The organism is Streptomyces sp. NPDC052107, from assembly GCF_040680215.1.
Classification (GTDB): Bacteria; Actinomycetota; Actinomycetes; order Streptomycetales; family Streptomycetaceae; genus Streptomyces.
Map to the genome: position 1 here is coordinate 1 of NZ_JBFAWG010000101.1, position 18114 is coordinate 18114.

At 67.1% G+C, this 18114-nt stretch carries 15 protein-coding genes and 5 pseudogenes; 5 read left to right on the forward strand and 15 right to left on the reverse strand.

What is annotated here, in order from left to right; all coding sequences use genetic code 11:
• Positions 1–589 precede the first annotated feature (589 nt).
• A pseudogene (locus tag AB0M27_RS41195) lies at positions 590–790 on the forward strand (hypothetical protein); the annotation flags it as partial.
• A 240-nt stretch (positions 791–1030) separates the two neighbouring features.
• Here the strand turns inward: AB0M27_RS41195 and AB0M27_RS41200 are convergent.
• The 8 genes from AB0M27_RS41200 to AB0M27_RS41235 all read right to left on the reverse strand — a co-directional run bounded on the left by AB0M27_RS41200 (position 1031) and on the right by AB0M27_RS41235 (position 7411).
• Complete coding sequence (locus AB0M27_RS41200; RefSeq protein ID WP_365730191.1) at positions 1031–1504, reverse strand: hypothetical protein; 474 nt, start codon at positions 1502–1504, stop codon at positions 1031–1033.
• Between the two features lie 684 nt (positions 1505–2188).
• Positions 2189–2398 (reverse strand): DUF6207 family protein, encoded by a 210-nt coding sequence (locus tag AB0M27_RS41205; protein ID WP_365730193.1) that lies wholly within the window; start codon positions 2396–2398, stop codon positions 2189–2191.
• Between the two features lie 429 nt (positions 2399–2827).
• A complete protein-coding gene (locus AB0M27_RS41210) occupies positions 2828–3715 on the reverse strand; it encodes an SDR family oxidoreductase (RefSeq protein WP_365730195.1) in 888 nt (295 codons plus the stop codon).
• A 55-nt stretch (positions 3716–3770) separates the two neighbouring features.
• Positions 3771–4154 carry an MmcQ/YjbR family DNA-binding protein gene (locus AB0M27_RS41215; protein WP_365730197.1) on the reverse strand — a complete coding sequence of 128 codons (384 nt, stop codon included), beginning with the start codon at positions 4152–4154 and terminating at the stop codon, positions 3771–3773.
• 130 nt (positions 4155–4284) lie between these two features.
• Positions 4285–5202, reverse strand: a complete 918-nt coding sequence (locus tag AB0M27_RS41220; RefSeq protein ID WP_365730199.1) for an NADP-dependent oxidoreductase — start codon at positions 5200–5202, stop codon at positions 4285–4287.
• A 48-nt stretch (positions 5203–5250) separates the two neighbouring features.
• Positions 5251–5898, reverse strand: a complete 648-nt coding sequence (locus AB0M27_RS41225) for a nitroreductase family protein (RefSeq protein ID WP_365730200.1) — start codon at positions 5896–5898, stop codon at positions 5251–5253.
• Between the two features lie 59 nt (positions 5899–5957).
• Positions 5958–6752, reverse strand: coding sequence for an isocitrate lyase/phosphoenolpyruvate mutase family protein (locus AB0M27_RS41230; protein ID WP_365730202.1), 795 nt, complete (start codon positions 6750–6752; stop codon positions 5958–5960).
• A 110-nt stretch (positions 6753–6862) separates the two neighbouring features.
• Positions 6863–7411: a carboxymuconolactone decarboxylase family protein gene (locus AB0M27_RS41235; RefSeq protein ID WP_365730204.1), complete on the reverse strand. Its 549-nt coding sequence runs from the start codon at positions 7409–7411 to the stop codon at positions 6863–6865.
• Between the two features lie 189 nt (positions 7412–7600).
• Here AB0M27_RS41235 and AB0M27_RS41240 point away from each other — a divergent pair, with 189 nt between their 5' ends.
• Together AB0M27_RS41240 and AB0M27_RS41245 are read left to right on the forward strand one after the other, a co-directional pair.
• Entirely contained in the window at positions 7601–8239 is a 639-nt protein-coding gene (locus tag AB0M27_RS41240) for a TetR family transcriptional regulator C-terminal domain-containing protein (protein ID WP_365730206.1), read from the forward strand.
• 202 nt (positions 8240–8441) lie between these two features.
• Positions 8442–8888 (forward strand): annotated as a pseudogene (locus AB0M27_RS41245) (Na+/H+ antiporter NhaA); the annotation flags it as partial.
• Here AB0M27_RS41245 and AB0M27_RS41250 read toward each other — a convergent pair.
• From AB0M27_RS41250 to AB0M27_RS41280, 7 genes and pseudogenes are all read right to left on the reverse strand, one after another.
• A pseudogene (locus AB0M27_RS41250) lies at positions 8822–9239 on the reverse strand (MmcQ/YjbR family DNA-binding protein). The pseudogenes AB0M27_RS41245 and AB0M27_RS41250 sit on opposite strands and share 67 nt — an antisense overlap.
• A 640-nt stretch (positions 9240–9879) precedes the next feature.
• Entirely contained in the window at positions 9880–10464 is a 585-nt protein-coding gene (locus AB0M27_RS41255) for a sigma-70 family RNA polymerase sigma factor (RefSeq protein WP_365730209.1), read from the reverse strand.
• A gap of 296 nt (positions 10465–10760) precedes the next feature.
• Positions 10761–11690, reverse strand: a complete 930-nt coding sequence (locus tag AB0M27_RS41260) for a BTAD domain-containing putative transcriptional regulator (protein ID WP_365730211.1) — start codon at positions 11688–11690, stop codon at positions 10761–10763.
• 436 nt (positions 11691–12126) lie between these two features.
• Entirely contained in the window at positions 12127–12798 is a 672-nt protein-coding gene (locus AB0M27_RS41265; RefSeq protein WP_365730213.1) for a TetR/AcrR family transcriptional regulator, read from the reverse strand.
• Positions 12799–13085: 287 nt separating this feature from the next.
• Positions 13086–13259 (reverse strand): annotated as a pseudogene (locus tag AB0M27_RS41270) (dihydrolipoyl dehydrogenase); the annotation flags it as partial.
• Positions 13260–13364: 105 nt separating this feature from the next.
• The gene (locus AB0M27_RS41275; protein WP_365730215.1) at positions 13365–15329 is read right to left on the reverse strand and encodes a SpoIIE family protein phosphatase; all 1965 of its coding nucleotides are present in this window, start codon (positions 15327–15329) and stop codon (positions 13365–13367) included.
• 655 nt (positions 15330–15984) lie between these two features.
• On the reverse strand, positions 15985–16902 hold the full coding sequence (locus tag AB0M27_RS41280) for an NADP-dependent oxidoreductase (protein ID WP_365730217.1): 918 nt from the start codon (positions 16900–16902) through the stop codon (positions 15985–15987).
• Between the two features lie 329 nt (positions 16903–17231).
• Between AB0M27_RS41280 and AB0M27_RS41285 the strand changes: the two are divergent.
• Positions 17232–17435, forward strand: a pseudogene (locus tag AB0M27_RS41285) (hypothetical protein); the annotation flags it as partial.
• A 23-nt stretch (positions 17436–17458) separates the two neighbouring features.
• On the forward strand, positions 17459–18114 hold a 656-nt coding region (locus AB0M27_RS41290), incomplete at its 3' end, for a transposase (RefSeq protein ID WP_365730218.1).

Below are 18114 nucleotides of genomic sequence, written 5' to 3' on the forward strand. Positions count from 1 at the left end.
CCCGTCACCAAACCCAACGACCACCACCCGCCGAGGTCACCCATTCGATGAGAGAACTATCGTTCCCCGTACGCCCACCACAGCCCGAACACTCATTCATCCGCGCCAGAACACACTCGTACGCTGTTCCGCGGCAGCTGTTCACAACCCCCTGAGCCCGATGCGACCGACACGCCTGCTGCGACCCGGTGGAATGCTGCCGCTGGTTGGCTGAGCGCCATCTGCGGCGGGTTCGGCAGCGAACCGGCTCTATGAGCGTCTTGGATTGCGAGCCAGTCAGTCGACCGCCTATCGCTCCCCGCTCGATCAGTACAGGTCCCCACCTTCCCACTCGCAGCACTCCCAGGGCTCCTGCTCCCACCCACGGCGTCCGCTTGGAGATGTCAAGTTCGGGAGTGGTTCGGGCGGACTTCCGCGATGTGCGTCCCTTCGTCGTGGGATCGGAATACCCTGACGACGCTGCGGCCCAGCGGAGTTCGGATTGGTGATGTGACGTGTCGCCCGATGCCCAGATCAACCTTTCCGGTGCGGTGGATCGACGGATGGCGTTAGCGCCGGAGTGGAACGGCCTCGTCGAGCAGGTCCGGACACCGGCGCCTCCCGAACCAGGCTGGGTAACCGGATGAGCGATCTGCAGGCGATGGTTGCCCAGCACCCCCTCGTGACGGTCTTCGCCCGCGAAGTCCGGCTAGGAGCCGCCGTCCTGGAAGACCTTCAGCAACACGGTCCCTCCCGGTCCGCGTGGATTCCCCTAACAGGCGGCAAGGGCCGCCCATGGACAGACTTGTAATACCCCCGCGCGAGCGACAGGGGTTGATGGGCCCGCCATCCAAGACCCCTTACCGCTCTGATCCACCAGCGTCGGCCCGCTCAACAGCAGCTCGGGGCGGCTGAGATAGCTGGGGTCTCCGTCAACTGCGCTGCGGTCTCCGCCGAGTAGCGGTTGCCGGGCAGACCACGGTGGGCATAGCTGCGCCATACACGCCGATAGCCCGTCATAGGTAGGACGGGGCCGTCGCGATGCTGTCGGTCAGCGGGTAGCGCCCTCCGGCCAGAGAACCCGCACCGGGACGCCCGTCCGCTCCGCATACGCCACCACGTCCGCTGTCCCGCCGTGCCCCCATGCTGGGTTGCCGTCCCACACGGCTAGCAGCTCGCCCACCAGGCCGACCAAGATCTCGGACCCGGCCATATGCGCGGCTGAGTCGGACACAGTCATGCCGGCCTGGTGGACGTCGGCCGCACGCTTCATGAGCTGGTCATAGACGGGGTGGTGCCAGTCCGGAAGTCCCTCGCGGTACTCGGCAGCCGGGACGACCACCTCAAGACGGCCACCGTGCTGCAATACGACTTCGGCGAACCAGGAGTCGGGGCCGTCCGCGATACACGAGACACCAACCAGTTCGGCCGGCTCATACTCCTTCACCGCGTCGGCGAGGAGTGCCCGTACCTGCTCCTCAACCTCTGCGCTTAGTCCGCGGTGCCCGGTGATGCCCACCCGCATCCATTCACCCCTTGTCACAGATAGACGCCGTGTAGGCGTTCGTCGAAGTCCCGCACTGCTTTGGGCAGTGAGGACAGTGCCAGCGAGCGTCGCACAGCCCGCGCCCGTTCCACGATCCGGCCGGACCGGTACTGAAGGCCGGTGTCGAGTGCCCGCGCCCGCCGCTGACCCGCCCAACCTGCGTCACGCCGTGGTCGGGCCCGTGGTCGCACCGCCGAACATGCTGCCGAGAACCCCGACCACGCCCGGGCAGGGCGCTGCCTGGTGTCGGGCAAGCCTGCCGCGCCTGGGCAAGCCGCCTGTCTTGGTGGCTTACCCAGTGGCCGGGAGCCGGACGCGTCGCCGGTGTGGCGGCCGGGTTGAGGGTTGCTTCCTGAGTGGGCTGGACGGTGGACTGGACGGTTGGGCGGACAGGGGGACCGAGAGTTGCACCGAGGGTTGGCCCACCCCTGTGTTTGCCGGGTCGGTTGTCCCAGGCCAGCCCGGGCGGGCACGCCGACCACCGGCGCCGACACCTCCTTCCCACGCGACAGCCGCGGGAATGAGCTCTATCCGTGCACACACCGCAGCCCCGACCACAACGAGGGACAGGCCGACCCACGACCCCGACCACGGCAGGTCTGCGTGCTGGCGCAACTCCCCGACTGTCGGGAGGCACGAGAAAGCCCGGCATCCGCCGCAGACCTACGCGTCGGCCTCCTGGCGCAGGTCCAGGAAGAACCGCAGCCGCACGCCGGGCACGTCAGGCTCCCGGATCGAACGGTCTGTCGGCGCGATGGCACACCGAGCGGCGAGCAGCTCCTGGACCGCGAACGCGGTCTCGTCATCGGCGGCCGGGACCTCCACCACGGCCAGGCCCGGCACCGCCACGTGCGCGTCGTTGATCGGTCTCATGCCCGGCACTACGCGCTGGGGTGCCCGTAGGTTCCGCTGGCTGGGAGGTGTCACCCGATCGAGGAACCCGCCCCGGTTGCCTACTTGTGGGTCTTGGCTGCCAGCGCACAGACCGACCCGGTCACCGGGGCAGGTCAGCGGGAACGGGTCGGGTTCCGTGATCACGCCCTCCAAGGCCGACCGTCCTGCCCGAGGAATCGACGAGCCCGATCGCGTCCCGCTTGAACTCCTCGGTGTACCGCTTCGAATACTTGCTTCCCACCTGGCTCCCCTGGAACCTCAAGATCCCAGTCTCCAGGTGTCCACGGTCAAAGGGAGGCTCCAGTCGACGCCTTCGCCGAGCACCCGGACGGAGGCGGGGGAGGCCCGGTGTACGCGGAAGGTCGGTAGTCACTGACCCTGTCCGGTCCCGGTGGCATCCCGAGGATTTCAGCCCAGGGTGGGATAGTCGCCGGCAGCGAGGTCGTCGATCAGGCTCGGGCGGGTGGGCTGCCAGCCGAACCGTTCCCGGGTCAGTGCACTTGACGACGGCATGTCAAGGGCGAACACGCGACCGATGACGCCGAAGCGCTCAGGCGGGACCGACTCGACCGGCACGCCGAGAACGCCGCCGATAGCCTCGGCCAGCGACCTCATGGTGTCGCCCTCGTCGGCTACCGCGTGCAGGACCGTGCCCGGCGCAGCGTCCTCGAGTGCGATGCGGAACAGCGTGGCGGCGTCAAGCCGGTTGACCGCCGGCCATCGCTGCGTGCCGTCGCCGACGTACGCTGACACGCCCGTTTTCTGCGCGGCGGCGATGAGCACTGAGCAGAAGCCGTATTGCGACCCGCGCTGGTGCACGGAGCGCGGCAGCCGCACGACAGAGGACCGGACGCCCTGGGCGGCCAGGGTCAGTACCACGTCGGAGGTGCGGCCGCGGCCACCGACCGGACCGTTGGTGGTGTTGGGGTCCTCCTCGGTGGAGGTGTGGCCTGGCATCATCGGCGTGAGGCCGGCATGTACGAACGGTTTGCCACTGCCTGCGAGTGCGGCCGCGAGGGTCTGCACGGCGCGCGCTTCCTCGTCGATGCCCTGCTCCAGGTTGTTCCAGTCGTTGCTGAAGGCCAGGTTGATGACACCATCGGCCTGCGTGGCGCCGGCGTGGAGGCTGTCGAGGTCGGTGAGGTCGCCGCGGAGCGGCGTCCCCCCGGCGGCGGCGACGGCCGTAGCCGCGGCATCGGAGCGGACGAGGCCGAGGACCTCGTGGCCAGCGGCGATGAGTTCGGGAACGACAACTGAGCCGATGCTGCCGCTGGCTCCGGTGACGAATACGCGCATGGGAGGCTCCAGATGGCTGCTGCGACGCTGCGTCGCAGGATGGGCATGGTGAGGGTCAGGCGTGGTGGTTGTGGGTGTGTGGATCCACGGGTTGCTTGGACTTGGGAAGCCCGCCGACCACGAGACGGTAGGAGTCGGTCACGAGTTCCTTCAGCAGCTTGTCGTCGATGGTGTCTCCGCCTTCCACTGTGATCCAGTGCCTCTTGTTCATGTGGTAGCCGGGGGTGATGTCGGCGTACTGCTCACGCAGGGCTGTGGCGTCGTCCGGGTCGGCTTTCAGGATCACGACGGGGCGTCCCGGCATGTCGGTCATGAGCATGAAGACCTTGCCGCCCACCTTGTGGAGCTCCCAGTCGGGGCCGAAACGATGCTCCTGGTCGGTGCCGGGCAGTTCCGCGGTGTAGTCGCGCGCGATCTTCTGCAGTTCCTGTCCGTCCAAGGTGATCAACTCCTCTGCCGGTTCGTGTGCCTGGCGTGTGTCGGTTGGGGTCCTGGGCGCCGGTCGGTGGCCGGCGCCCGTGGCGTAGTCAGGACCATGACCTGCCGGTCGGACGGTGGCCGTCCAGTGCCTACGGCAGCACGCGGATGACCGTCTTCCCGCGGCTTCGTGTGGTCGGGTTGAGGGCGCCGACGGCATCGTCGAGGCTCGCGACGTCACCGATGTTGGTCCGCAGCCGTCCGTCCCGCACCCGCTGCACGATCTCACCGAGTTGGGTGCGATCGGCTTCGACGACGAAGTCGATGGCCAGGCCGTCAGTGGGCCGTGCTTCGACCGGGCCGACGACGGACACCAGTGTTCCTCCGGCCTTGATCAAGGCGGCGGACTGCTTCTGGACGTCGCCGCCGATGACATCGAAGACCAGGTCGACGCGGCCGACGTCCTTCAGCGTGTCGTTCTCGAGGTCGACGAACTCGTGCGCGCCGAAGTCGAGTGCCTTCTCACGGTCGGCGGCCCGTCCGGTGCCGATGACGTAAGCGCCGGCTTCACGTGCGAGCTGGGTCACCATCGTCCCGACCGCCCCGGCTGCGCCATGGGCGAGGACGGTCTGGCCGGCCTGGAGGCGGCCGTGCTGGAACAGTCCCTGCCACGCGGTCAGACCTGAGATGGGCAGGGACGCGGCTACGGTGAAGTCGACGTCGCCGGGCAGCGGTGCGAGGTTGCGTGCTTCGATTGCCACGTACTCCGCGAGGGTGCCGTCGCGGTGCCAGTCGGCGAGGCCGAAGACCCGCTGCCCGACCGAGAGCCCCGTCGTGCCGTAGCCGAGGGCGGTGACCACTCCGGCTAGCTCGTGGCCGGGGATCGACGGTGTCTTGTCACGGCCGGCGCGATCGGCCCAGGTCGACGGCCACTCCATCTCTGTGGGGACGAAGCCCGATGCATGGATCTGAACGATGACGTCGTTGATCGCTGCGAGTGGCTCAGGCCGCTCCGTCAGCGTCATTCCGGCAGTTCCCGCGGCCTGGTCGGTGACCACAATGGCTTTCATGGAAATTGTCCCGTTCCTTGTAGGTGTGGTGGGTTTTGGTTTCCCGGTTTAGATGAAGGTGAATAGCTGGTCGGCGCCGAATCGCGAGATCGGGGTGGTGTACACCCTCTCCGGGTCGGGGTAGCCGAGGGCCAGCAGCACCGTCGTGGTGTGTCCGCTCTCGCGGATCTTGAAGGCCTTGTCGACACTGGCCGGGTCGAACCCCTCCAGCGGCGTGGCCTCGACGCCGAGCTCGGCGGCCGCCATCATGGTCAGGCCCACCGCCATGTAGGCCTGCTTCTCCATCCAGTGGTTCAGGTCCTTGTAGCCGTAGGTGCGCAGGTTGAGGAAGTCCCGGGTCATGGATTCCCACAGCTGCTGCTTGGACGGGTCAGGGAACCGGCCGTCGGCCCTCTCCTTCGCGAACACCGCCTCGAGGTGGGTGTCGGGCAGATCTGCCCGGGTGGTGAGGATGATGGTGTGCGACGCGTTCAGAATCTTCTCGGCGTTGTCCTTGAATCGTTCGCCCAGGTTGTTGGCGAGCCGCTCTTTGCCTTCGGGCGTGGCGAGGACGTAGAAGTGGTTGGGCTGTACGTTCACCGATGACGGCGTGGAGCGCAGGAAGCGCAGCAGCTGCTGGAGGGTTTCCTCCGGAATGGTCTTGCTGGGGTCGAAATACCTGGTGAGGTGCTTGTTCATGAGCTTGTCGAGGTTCATGTCAATCTGCCTTCTTCTTGCGATGAGTGGGTGAGGAGCGGTGGTTCGCAGGGTTTGGGCTAGTTCGCGGCGCGGGCAAGCAGGTCGCTGATGCGCTCGAAGCTGATTCCTGTCGTCGCGGCGGTGAGGTCACCTGCGACGAGAGCCTTGGTGGCCTGCTGGAGTGCCTCCATTGCGTGGGTGTAGAGCGCTGGACCCACGCTGATGCGCTTGACCCCGGCCTTCTGCAGTTCAGCGACGGTCAGCACCTGGTCCGCCGGCGAGATGAGGACGTTGACCGGTGCCGGCGCGACGGCGGTGACGATCGCGACGAGTGCATCGAGGTCGGGTGGGTAAGGGGCGTAGAGCACATCCGCGCCGGCCTCGGCGAAGGCCGTCAGACGCCGGATGGTGTCGTCGAGATCGGGCCGGCCCTGGAGGAAGTTGTCGGTGCGGCCGGTGACGACGATGCGCCCCTTGGCCGCCTCGACGGCGCTGCGTATGCGGTTGACTGCCTCGTCGAAGTCGCGGATCGGTTGATCGGGATTGCCCGAGGTGTCTTCGATCCCGATACCGGCCAGGCCGGACTCGACGGCGGCTTCCACGGTCGCAGCGACGTCTTCAGGCGTGTCGCCGTAGCCGTCCTCGAAGTCTCCGTTGACGGGCAGCCCGGTGAGCCGGCCGAGCAGCCGCGCATGCTCGAGGTGCTCGCCACGGGTGACTTCGTGGCGCCCGTCAAACCGGCCGAGCGTGGCGGCGAGCGCCGCCGACGATGTCGCGATCGCCTCGAAGCCGGCGTCGGCCAGTATCAGCGCTGAGAGGCCGTCCCATGCGTTCGGCATGACGAGGCCGCCGTCGCGGGTGTGCAGTGCCATGAATTGCTCATACAGTTCGGAGCCCGGCATAGCGAACCTTCCCGAGTGATCGTTTTGGAGCGGTGAGGGGTTTACCGGCTGTGTGCGCGGCCTCGAGGGGGTCCCGGCGATCAGCCGAGGGTGCCGGCCGGGCTGACGGCGGGGATGTCGATGTCGGTCTGGTTGACGTTGTTGATGAAGTTGGTCAGCAGGACCTGCACCGCCACGGTGACGATCGCCAGGATCTGCGGGTCGCTGTACCCGGCGCCTCGCACAGCCTCGAGGTCGGCGTCGCTCACCTGACCGCGGCTCTCCACCACCTGCTGAGCGAAACGAGCGACCGCGGCGCGCTTGGGATCGATCGAGCTCCCGGCCCGGGCCAAGGCGATGTCGTCGCCCGACATGCCGCCGAGTTCGGCCGACACGTACGTGTGCATCGCCAGGCAGTAATCGCAACCGTTGGCCTGCGACACGGCGAGCGCGATGGTGTGCCGCGTCTTCGCGTCCAGAACCCGGCTCAAGGTGCCCTGCAGTGTCATGACGACGTCGAGGACGGTCGGGTTCGACGCGAGAGTCGCGAACATGTTCGGGACGAAGCCGAACTGCGCGCCGACGTTGTCGATGATGCCCTTCGCCCCGTCGGGGATCTCGTCAGAAGCGAGGACGTTCAGTCGTGACATGGCGAATCAACCTCCGGTGAATGTGTGAGCGGCCGGCGTCGCGCCCAGGGCGGTTCTTACTTGCCTCAGCGGTCCAGTCCCCGATGTGACTGCGAACCCTGCCGCATTTTTGGGCTGCTCAGCCCACTCCCCAGAGTGAACACCCCGCGGTTCTGGGCTGTCAAGCCCAATCTGGGGTATCCTCAAGACATGACCACCACAACAGCGGCTCCCGCGCCTCACAAGCTCACGTCAAAGGGGCAGGCCACGCGGGCCCGCATCCTGGAGCACGCTGCGGAACTCATCTACACAAACGGAGTCCACGCGACGAACAACGAGCAGCTCCGCCGCGCCGCCGGCGTCAGCGGATCGCAGCTCAACCACTACTTCCCGACCAAGGAGAGTCTCGTCGTGGCCGTGATCGCCTGGCAGGCCGAACGCGTCCTCACCTTCCATCGCGACGAGCGATTCGCCGGCTTCGACACCCTCGACGCGCTCCGGGCATGGGCGGATTTCTACGTCGGCTACGAGCGCGCCTACCAGGAAGGCTGCACCCTCGGCTCCCTGGCGAGCGAGATCATCAAGACGGACCTCGACGTGCACGACGACCTCGCCAGTGCGTTCGATCAGTGGAGGGGGATCTTCCGCGAGGGAATCGAGCGCATGCAGCAACTCGGCCGCATCAGCGCTGAGGCAGATCCCACGCAACTGGCCAATCTGCTCCTTGCCGCCTTCCAGGGCGGCATGCTCCTCGCCCAGGTCGCGCGGGACATCGCTCCGCTGAAAGACGCGTTGCATGCGGCCATCGACCACCTGCAGACCTTCGCCACGTCTCCCGACGCCGAGTAGGCCAAGCTCGGGGAGCGTGACGCACGGTGGATCCCGGGCCGTATGCTTCAGCGCTTGGGCCCGGCCTATGACGCCCCCGCGAACTTGGCCGTTGCCGCTGCCAAGCCCACGAGCCCGCCAGCCTGCGAAACGCCCCACAGCCGACGCACCGGCTCGCCGCCCGCACACCGGTACAGCCACGCCTCGAACGAGAATCTGACCCATGTCCCGTGAACCAGAGGCCCACACCGGCCAGACGCTGTGCGGCAGCGGATCGCGTTCCCCACTGCGTGCCTTCTTGCGCACCGAGACCGGTGGCGCCGCCGTCCTGGTCGCCGCCGCGCTCGCCGCACTCCTCTGGGCCAACGCGGCACCCTCGGCATACACGTCGTTGTGGGACACCCGCCTGTCTGTTCGCTTCGGCACCTACGGGATCTCGCTCGGCCTGCGGGAGTGGGTCAACAGCGGCCTGATGACGTTCTTCTTTTTCGTCGTTGGTCTGGAGGCACGCCGCGAGTTCGACATGGGCGAGCTGCGCGAGCGCAAGCGGCTCACGATGCCGCGTGTCGCGGGGCTCAGCGGCATGATCGTGCCCATCGCCCTCTACCTCGCCGTCAACGTCGGCCACGGCAGCGAGCAGGGCTGGGGTGCGGCGATGTCCACTGACACGGGCTGCTCGGACTTGGGAAGCCGGCCGACCACGAGACGGTAGGAGTCGATCACGAGCTCCTTCACTAGCTTCTCGTCGATGGTGCCCCCGCCTTCCACCGTGATCCAGTGCCTCTTGTTCATGTGATAGCCCGGGGGTAATGTCTGCGTACTGCTCACGCAGGGCTGCGGCGTCGTCCGGATCAGCTTTCAGGATCACGACGGGGCGCCCCGGCATGTCGGTCATGAGCATGAAGACCTTGCCGCGCACCCTGTAGACCTCCCAGTCGGGGCCGAAACGATGCTCCAGGTCGGCGCCAGGCAGTTCCACAGTGCAGTCGCCCGCGATCTTCTGCAGCTCCTGTCCGTCCAAGGTGATCAACTCCTCTATCGATCCGAGTGCCCTGCCCGCCCGGCCAAGGCCCAAGGTGGCGTCTCCCGCATGGCCGCCACAAACGGCGGCGCCCGCACGCCGGCAACAGTGACGGAAGCCGACGCGGTACAGAGACAGTTACGCGGGCGGCACGACGCAGGTGGCCAAATCCGCGCTGGTCATGACCCGAGCGTATGCGTGCGTCCGCCCACACGTGTGGACCATTTTCTGAGCAAAAGACCGGTCCACTTCGCGTCGAACGGCCAGGCGGGCACCTGGGCGCCGCCTGTCAGACATGTCGAGCCTTTCCTCAATGATCGTTGGGTCGCTGAGGGATTTACCGGGCTGGGTGCGCGGACCGCGTCGAGGGTTTCGGCGCTCAAGCGATCGGCGGTTCACTGGGCCGCGGCCGTATCGACGGCGGGGATGTCGATGTCGGCCTGGATGACGTTGTTGATGAAGTTGGTGACCAGGAACTGCACCGCCACCGCGACGATCTCCGGCCCTTCGGGAAGGTGAGTTCCTGGCGGCGCAGTCTTTCTCGTCCGCCCTGGGAAGACGGCTGCCAGACCCCCGGGAAGTGTGCGGCCGCGGTGCGAGCCCTTCGGTCAGCGCTGCCCGGGCCGACGTCGCCGCCGCATCAGCCCGCAGCGCTGAGATGTCCGCTGGCTATCAGCTGAGCTCGCAGTTTCTTACGGGCGTCGAACATCGTCTTGTAGAGCGCGTTACGGTTCGTCTCCAACTCACTGGCGAGCGTTTCCAGGGGGACCCCGTTGACGACGGCAGTGAAGACCTGCCGCTGGCGGGCGCTGAGTGCTGTCTCGACTGCGTCGCGCGCGGCTTCGACCAGCTCTCGCGCCTGCCAACGGCTGACGGGGTCGATACCGGAGCGGTCGGGAACTTGCGCCCATTCATCCAAGTCGAACCGGGTATTTGAAACACGCCAGAAATGGCGGCCCAGTTTGCTGGACACTTCAAGTACGACGAATCGGAACGCCCATGTGGTGAACCTGGCGTCGCCTCGAAATTCCTGGATTTTGTGCGTGATCCTCATCAGTGCGTCGGCGGCCGCCTGGTGGGCGAGATCGTTCAGCTCGGGCCCGGTAATTCGGTAACGAGGACCCCGGCGGAACACTTCGTCCATGGCGATCCGCACCAGCAGTTCGTGCAGCTGCGCGCAGGCCTGCTCGTACTGCGGCCCACGACCGCCCTCGAGCGCGTCCACCCAGGCGGCGGACTCCGGGTCGAGCTGCCCTCGGCCCGTGGCGGGCCCTGCCGCCGGGGCGCTGCCGCTGGTTCCGGCATGTCCATCCGGAGCCGAGCGGCACGTTTTTCTAGCATCTGCAGAGTGCATGGTTCTCAATCTCCAGATCATTTCGTGCGGACAAGCCAATAACGAGACCATCTACAGGACGTCTACGCGAAGTCGCTGTTTTTTCGCCGCGCGTGCATCCTGGGATTTCACGGACGGGGTTTCCGGAGTATTTCGACGAGGGACTCGCACGCGCCGTGGGGCACGCTTTACCAGCTCTGCAAAGAGCTGGCCGTCCGGGAAGCGGTCAGCCAGACGGTGGGCGACGGTGGTGGCCAAAGCTGTCTTGCCGACGCCGGCCAGTCCGCCGACCGTGTAGATGGCCACGGAGGACGACGCCTCTGCATCGGCGACCATGCGCTCGACCTGCTCGTGCTCTCTCTCGGGCCGCCGAGGCTCGGCAGGGCGGCTGGGAGCTGAGCCGGGGCGTGATGCGGGGGCGTCTGTGGCGCGCCCTTCGGGCGGTCGGCGCTTTGCGGGAGCTGGAATCGTCCGGAGAGGATGCGCTCGTGGAGTTGCTGCAGTTCCGGCGACGGGCTAACGCCGAGGCGTTGACGCAGCAGGTGACTGGTCATGTGGTTGATCGTCAGGGGCTCGGACTGCCGCCCAGCACCGTAGAGCGCAGTCATGAGGAGGTCGCCTCTGCGCTCTTGAACCGGGTGCTCGACAAGCAGGGCGGACGGTTCGGCGGCGGCTTCGGCGTAGCGCCCTCTCTCCACTTCGCAGGTGAGCCGCTCCTCGGCACACACGAGGCGCAGCTCGCTGAGGACGCTGCGCTGCTGGCCCGCGAACGGCCCCGGGACCCCGGCGAGGGCCACTCCTTTCCACATCTCGAGGCCTTGTGTCAGCAGGCTCGCTGTGGACGCCAGGTCGCCGGTGCTGCGGGCCTCCCTCGCCCATGCTGTCGTCTCCTTGAACCTGTTCAGGTCCAGAGCGTCCGGTTGGTGGTACAGCAGGTAGCCCCTGACGACCAGGCTCACGCAGCTGTCACTCTGCTCCCCGAGTGCCCGCCTGAGCCTGTAGACGTACGTGCTCACGGAGCCTACGGCCGACGGTAGGGCATCGTCGCCCCACACGTCCTCCACGAGTTTCGAGAGGCTTACAGGCTTGCCTGCCTTGAGCAACAGCGAAGCGAGCACGGCGCACTGCCTCCCCTGACCGGCTCCGGCCTCGACCCCCTGTTTGTGTAGCCGGACTGGGCCGAGCACTGAGAACTGGACGCCCACGTGCATAGTGCTTACCGCCCTGGAGATCCTCGTGAGGCTTGGCTGCCTGGCTGTCCGTAGGGGACCGTCTCCCCAAACGTACCGCGGATCGGGCCAATTTTCAGGACCAAATAGTCCCCTCTCGCGTGGAGGAGACCTGCCTTTCATACAGGGGGCCGCCGCTTTTGGTCGGCGGCTGGGGCCACATGCGGGCAAAGAACGTGCGGACGAACGCGTCCTCCCGCCGTCACGCCTCCCGTCGGGCCGCCTGCGCCCGCCGGGAGGGCGGTGAAGTCCAGTCCGGTACGGAGACCGCGACGCAACCGCGCGTGGCGCCACATCGGGACTTCTCGGCCTCGCCCCAGACGGCTTAGCGCCCTCCCGCGCCCCCCTCCGGCGAATTGACGTCCTCGGCGACCACGGCATAGGCCTTGACATGGCCGATCGCCATGTCAAGGGCGATCCTCATGGGTTTGACGTCCTGGGCCGTCTGCGCAAGGAGGTAGCCGCCCTGGAGGGCGGCCATGAGGCCGGTGGCGAGCTCTCCGGCGTCCGCGTCGGCGCGGAGGACTCCCGAGTCCTTCATCCGCTCGAGCCCAGCGTCGAGCAGTCCCTCCCAGGAGTCGAAGTGCCGGGCGATCGCCTTGCGCGCCTCTTCGTCCTGATCGGCCAGCTCGCTTGCAAGGGAGCCGAGCGGACAGCCGTACGCTCCGTTTCGGAGCGCGTTGTGTTCGATCAGTGCGTCCCGCCAGCGCTCCAGCCCACGGACGGAGTTGAGCCTCTGCAGTAGCTGGTGCTGACGTTCGAGCAGTTCTGCAGCCTGCAACGCGACAACGTCCCGCACTAGTGCATCCTTGTCGGGGTAGTGGCGGTAGAGCTGGGATTTGCTCGTTCCGCTGGCCGCCCTGACCTCGTCGAGGGTCGTGGAAGACACGCCCTTGACGTACATCATGTCGGCGGCGGCCCTCAAAATGCGCTCTCGAGTCGCCCGCCCGCGCTCAGTCAGCCGGGAATCGTTTTTATCGCGCGCCGGTTCCGCCACATTGACCAGATTACCGATGCGGACGTTAGCAGGATTCAGAAGGGACCTCAAGGTCCTTTTCTGTTACCCCGTCCTCCGGCGCTCGGCCCATCCGATCCGGAGCCATCGTCCCGGGCCTCCCTGGCAGTGGTCGGTCCGGGCCGACCACTGCCAGGGAGAATCCAAGCCTCCGGCGATCCCCGCCCCTCCTGGCCGGCCAGGGGCACAGGACCGGCCGTAGCGAGGAGCTGCGGCGGGAATGCTCTCCTCGCGTCCGAGCCGGTCCCGGACAGGCCCTTTCACGTGGCGTCGGCGAAGCCGACGTGCGTGAGCTGGAACGTGGGGACCAGGTCGCTGACGGCGGGGATGGTCGGGACGTTCGTCCGCATGTACTCGTGGACCGGGACGTGGCCCCGGTCCATGGCGACACCCTGCTCCTCGTAGTCGAGGACCTGGGAGACCGGGTCACGGTCGAGGGCGACTTCGCCGCCGCGTGCCGGGAGCAGTTGGGGTCTCCCCGGGGCTGACGCTGCGCCGGTGAATGAGGGCCGGAGGGCGGCTTCCCTGCCCGGGAGACACATCGAGTCTCATGTGCGTCGGATGACTAGCACGGCCACGTCGTCGAGGTGGCCCAACGCGGCCACCGCGTCGAGTATTCGGTCTGCGGTCGCCTCGAGGCCGAGCCGGTCCCGGAGGGCTCGACCGGCCAGCGCTCCCGCTCGCTCCAGTCCGGCGTCCAGGGTCAGGCGCGGCCCTTCGACCACACCATCGGTGACCATGACCAGCGCGGTGCCCTCTTCCAAAGTGAAGGTCTCCTCGGGGTAGGCGGCGCCAGCCACGATTCCCAGGAGCGGCCCGGCGGGAAGTGTGCGGATGGTGTGGCTACCGTCGTCGCGCGCGTGGAGCAGTGGAACATGGCCTGCGCTGGTGCCGATGACCTGTCCGTCATGCGGATCGAGGTGCAGCATGGTGCAGCTTGCGAACCGTGGCGCGTCCATCGCGACGAGCAACTCGTTGGTACGCGTCAGCACCGTTCCCGGGTCAGGTTCGTGGGCGGCGATCGCGCGCATGGACGAGCGCACCTGACCCATGAAAGCCGCGGCATCCACGTCGTGCCCTTGAGCGTCACCGATTTCCAGTGCGACCGCACCATCGGGGAGCAAGAACGCGTCATACCAGTCTCCGCCGATATCCAACCCATCCCGACTAGGCTGATAGCGGGCGGCGACCTCCAGGCCTGGGAGGTGCTCCGGCAGCGTGGGGAGCATGCTCTCTTGGAGCGCCATGGACAGCTCGACGTGGGCTTGTTGCAACCTGATGGCCCTCAGTGCCTGGCCTGCCAATTCGGCCAGAGTCGTTATGAAGGCGAGCTTTTCTGGGGAGGGAGGGTGCTCACCGTCGTACGTCACCACCCAGGCCCCGAGCGGCCGGTCGCCCACCGGGCTGAGGGGGGTGATCGACAAGGCGGTGCCGGGGGCGGGGCTCGGCAGGGGCAGGCCGTCATCATGCAGCCACCGGCGAGCAAACTCCTCGTGGTTACGGAAGAACTGTGCCTGACCGGTACGGATCACGTAGGGCAACGGCCGGTCCTCATCCAGCGACAGGCCGAGCAGAGCATCAACCTCCCACGTGGGGATCCCGGCATCCGAGGAGACCCGCAATCGACCGTCGTCGACGAGTGCGAAGAGGGCGCCGGAACCTCCGACGGCCGCGGCGAGCCGGGCCAGGACAACCTGCTGCAGTTCCTGCTCGGTGGCGGCGCTGAACAGGGCGGAGGAGAACGCGGTGATCCCGTCGGCGCGCTCCCGCTCCGCGCTCGCCTCGGCCAGCGTCTCTTGGCGGTGTGCCTCCGACCGGGTGTCGTCGCGGATCACCGCGAAGACCCGTTCGGGGCCGCCGTATCCCAACTGGATCCGGCGGACCTGGCCTGCGAGAACACGCCAGCCATCGCGCTCGGTGAGGAACCGCGACCTGATCCACGGGGACTGGGCGGCGGACGAGCGCACAAGCCGCTGCACGTCCTTCCGGTCATCAGGGTGCACTCGCCTGATCATCTTGGACCGGGGCACGGACGCCTGCGGGAAGAGCGCGGCCAGGGCGGGTGCGCCACCCAGCCACTCCACCTGGTGCTCATCGGAGGAACACATGCAGAGGCCGAGGTCGGCAGCCTTCGCCGCAAGCTGGAATGGGATCAGCAGACCGCCGAGGTCGTGTCCCGCGTCCAACGAATGGACCCACATAAGCCGCTCGCCGCTCGAGGAATCCGTCACCGCTCGCGCCTCGACGAGGCAGACCACAGATGCGGTGCTCGTGCCGGGAAATTCCAGCACACGCATCGCAAGCCTCTTCGTCGTGGCCCCATGCGTCAGCAGACCCTCAGCCGAGATGCGCTGGTCCTCGGGGAGTAGATCAACGAAGCCATGACCCACGCACTGTTCCCACGGCCTGCCTAGTTGAGTGGCCATCGCGGCGTTGAGGGAGCGGATGACACCGTCCAGGTTCAAGAGAGCCGACGGTGTAGCCATCTGAAGAAGTTCGTCCGAGGCGTCCATTTGCCGCTCACTACCCATCGTCGAGCGATATGACCTCGTCGTCCTTCAACAACACTATCTGCCGCCGAGCAGGTCGCGTCCACCAGCAGTGGCATGCGACAGGGCGCACAGCAGGACACCAGCCGACAGCAGGCTACCTGTAGGGAGATTGCCGATGCGGCGGAATCATTCCGTGCGCTGCTGTGGTGGAGCGATGCGATCATCAACCTCGACGCGCTCCAGGACGGTACCTCAACCGGCTCGCCCGGACAGCGTGGGATGTAACGCGCATGCGTATCGCGATGCAGACGGCACTTGAATCCAGCGTCCCAGCCGGGTGCATATTCCAGGCCGTCATTTTTCAGATTTCTCGACACGTCTTGTGCCGCTTGTGCCGCGCGGTGGCACGTCGGCCGCGCCACCGGTCATGTAATCCTCAGTCCGCGGCATCGTCAGGCACTGGCCGATCGGGTCGCAAAGATCTGCCACGAACTCCGGTATCGGCCGCTGTCACCGGAAGAGGGTTGTTCTTCGTCCTCCTATAGCCAGCGGCCCTGAGCGTTATTGCCCGCTGGATCCAAGAGCGCACGCCTCCAGTAATGCCGGAGGCCATAGGACGCAGCCGGCCGATCTGGACAGCGCCGGCCGGCGGCGTGCATCGATGAGCGCGTGTCGCTCACGGACGAACACTGATGATCGTCTTCCCGGTGATCCGCTCGGTCGGGTTGAAGGCCGCAACGGCGTCATCGAGGGTCGAGACGTTGCCGATGTTCGTCCGCAGCCGTCCGTCCCGCACCCGCTGGACGACCTCACCCAGTTGGGCACGATCGGGCACGACAACGAAATCGATCGCCAGGCCGTCCGCTGGACGCACCTCAGGCGGGCCGGCGATGGACACCAACGTTCCTCCCGCATGGATCACGCCTGCGGACCGATTCCCGATGTCTCCGCCGATGACATCGAACACCAGATCGACTCCGCCGACGTCTTCCAGGGCGTCGTTCTCGAGGTCGACGAACTCCCTCGCGCCGAAGCCAAGCGCCGTCTGTCGATCGGCGGTACGTCCGGTGCCGATGACGTAGGCGCCGGCCTCTCGTGCGAGCTGCGTAACCATCGCCCCGACTGCGCCGGCCGCGCCATGCACGAGGACGCTCTGCCCCGCCTGAAGGCGGCCGTGCTCGAACAGTCCCTGCCATGCGGTCAGGCCCGGCATCGGCAGACTCGCGCCCACCGTGAAGTCGACGTCGGCCGGCAACGGCGCGAGGTTACGCGCCTCGATCGCCACATACTCCGCCAGGGTGCCGCCCCGATGCCCGTCCGCGAGGCCGAACACCCGCTGTCCCACCGACAGCCCCGTCGTGCCATAGCCGAGAGCCGTGACCACTCCGGCCAGCTCTTGCCCGGGAATCGACGGCGTCCGGTCGCGGCCGAAGCGATCGGTCCAGGTCGAGGGCCACGTCAGCTCACCCGGAGTGAATCCCGACGCATGAACCTGGACGACGACATCGTTCAGCGCTGCCTGCGGCTCGGGCCGCTCCACCAGCGTCATCCCGGCCGTTCCCGCAGCCTGATCCGTCACCACAATCGCCTTCATCCGGCGCCTCTCTGTATCCAGTCCACGCCTGCACGGCCTTCTCGGTTCGACAGTAATAGCGGCGCCAGACCTGGGCGTCTTACCACGCTGATCGATAGGGGCTGGGGCGCGAGGGCGTCGAGGAACAAGCGCAACAGCGAAATTTCGGTAAGACGGCCCGAAGGATCGACGCTCATCACATAGGTGCGGACACAATCCGGTAGACCTTCTCGCTCACCGGAGTCGCGTGGTGTCCCACGGGGCGTAAGAGAGGCCATCCCACACACCGCGTTGAAAGGAACCCTCATGCATGACAGCTGGGCTTGTTGGCATGACTCACCGGCTCTGGCGACGGCATTGGCGCAGCGATCGCGACCGGACTTGCCCAGGCCGGACCCTATGTCATCCTTCTCGCCCGCACCGCCGACCAACTCGACGAAACCGCCAACGCCATCAGACACGGCAGCTGTAGTTCCGGCGTCTTCCCTGATCAGGAGCTCGCGGGGGCCGAGTGGGGGTATGGGTACGGCCACCGTGATCATGAACGTTTGTGACGACGTTTCAAGAAGCGGTGGCCGTGGAGGTCACGATAGCCCAGGCAGTCTGGGGCCGGGTGTTCGGGGCGGCGATGGGCGTGATCGCGGACTGCTTCGCGCGGCCTGAGACGCGCACGACTGCGGCGGAGATGATCAGCGGGCTGCTGGCAGAGGTGGACACGCGGAACTGCTGGACTCTGGCCCAGGCGCTGGGGCATCGGGGCCCGCACCGGCTGCAGCACCTGCTGTCACGCGCGAAGTTCGACCACGACCGGGCCAGGGCGGAGATCGCCCGTCTCGTCGTGCGTGAACTCGCAGGTCAGGATGTGGTGCTGGTGGCGGACGAGACCGGCGACGCCAAGTCCTCCACCGACTGTGTGGGAGCCGGCCGCCAGTACTCCGGCGCGCTCAAGGGTGTCGGTCTGTGCCAGGTCGCCGTCCACCTCGCCGTGGTCACCGCGACGGCGCGGGTGGTGATCGACCGGGCCCTGTATCTCCCCAAGGACTGGGCCGCGGACGAGGAACGCCGCGACGCGGCCGGTGTCCCGGAAGAGTTCATGTTCGCCACCAAGCCGCAGCAGACCGCCGTCATGGTCGAGAACGCGCTCGAGTTGGGTGTCCGGGCGCGCTGGTTCGCGGGCGACGAGGTGTACTCCGGACGCGAACTACGGGTGAGACTGCGGATGTTGGGGCTCGG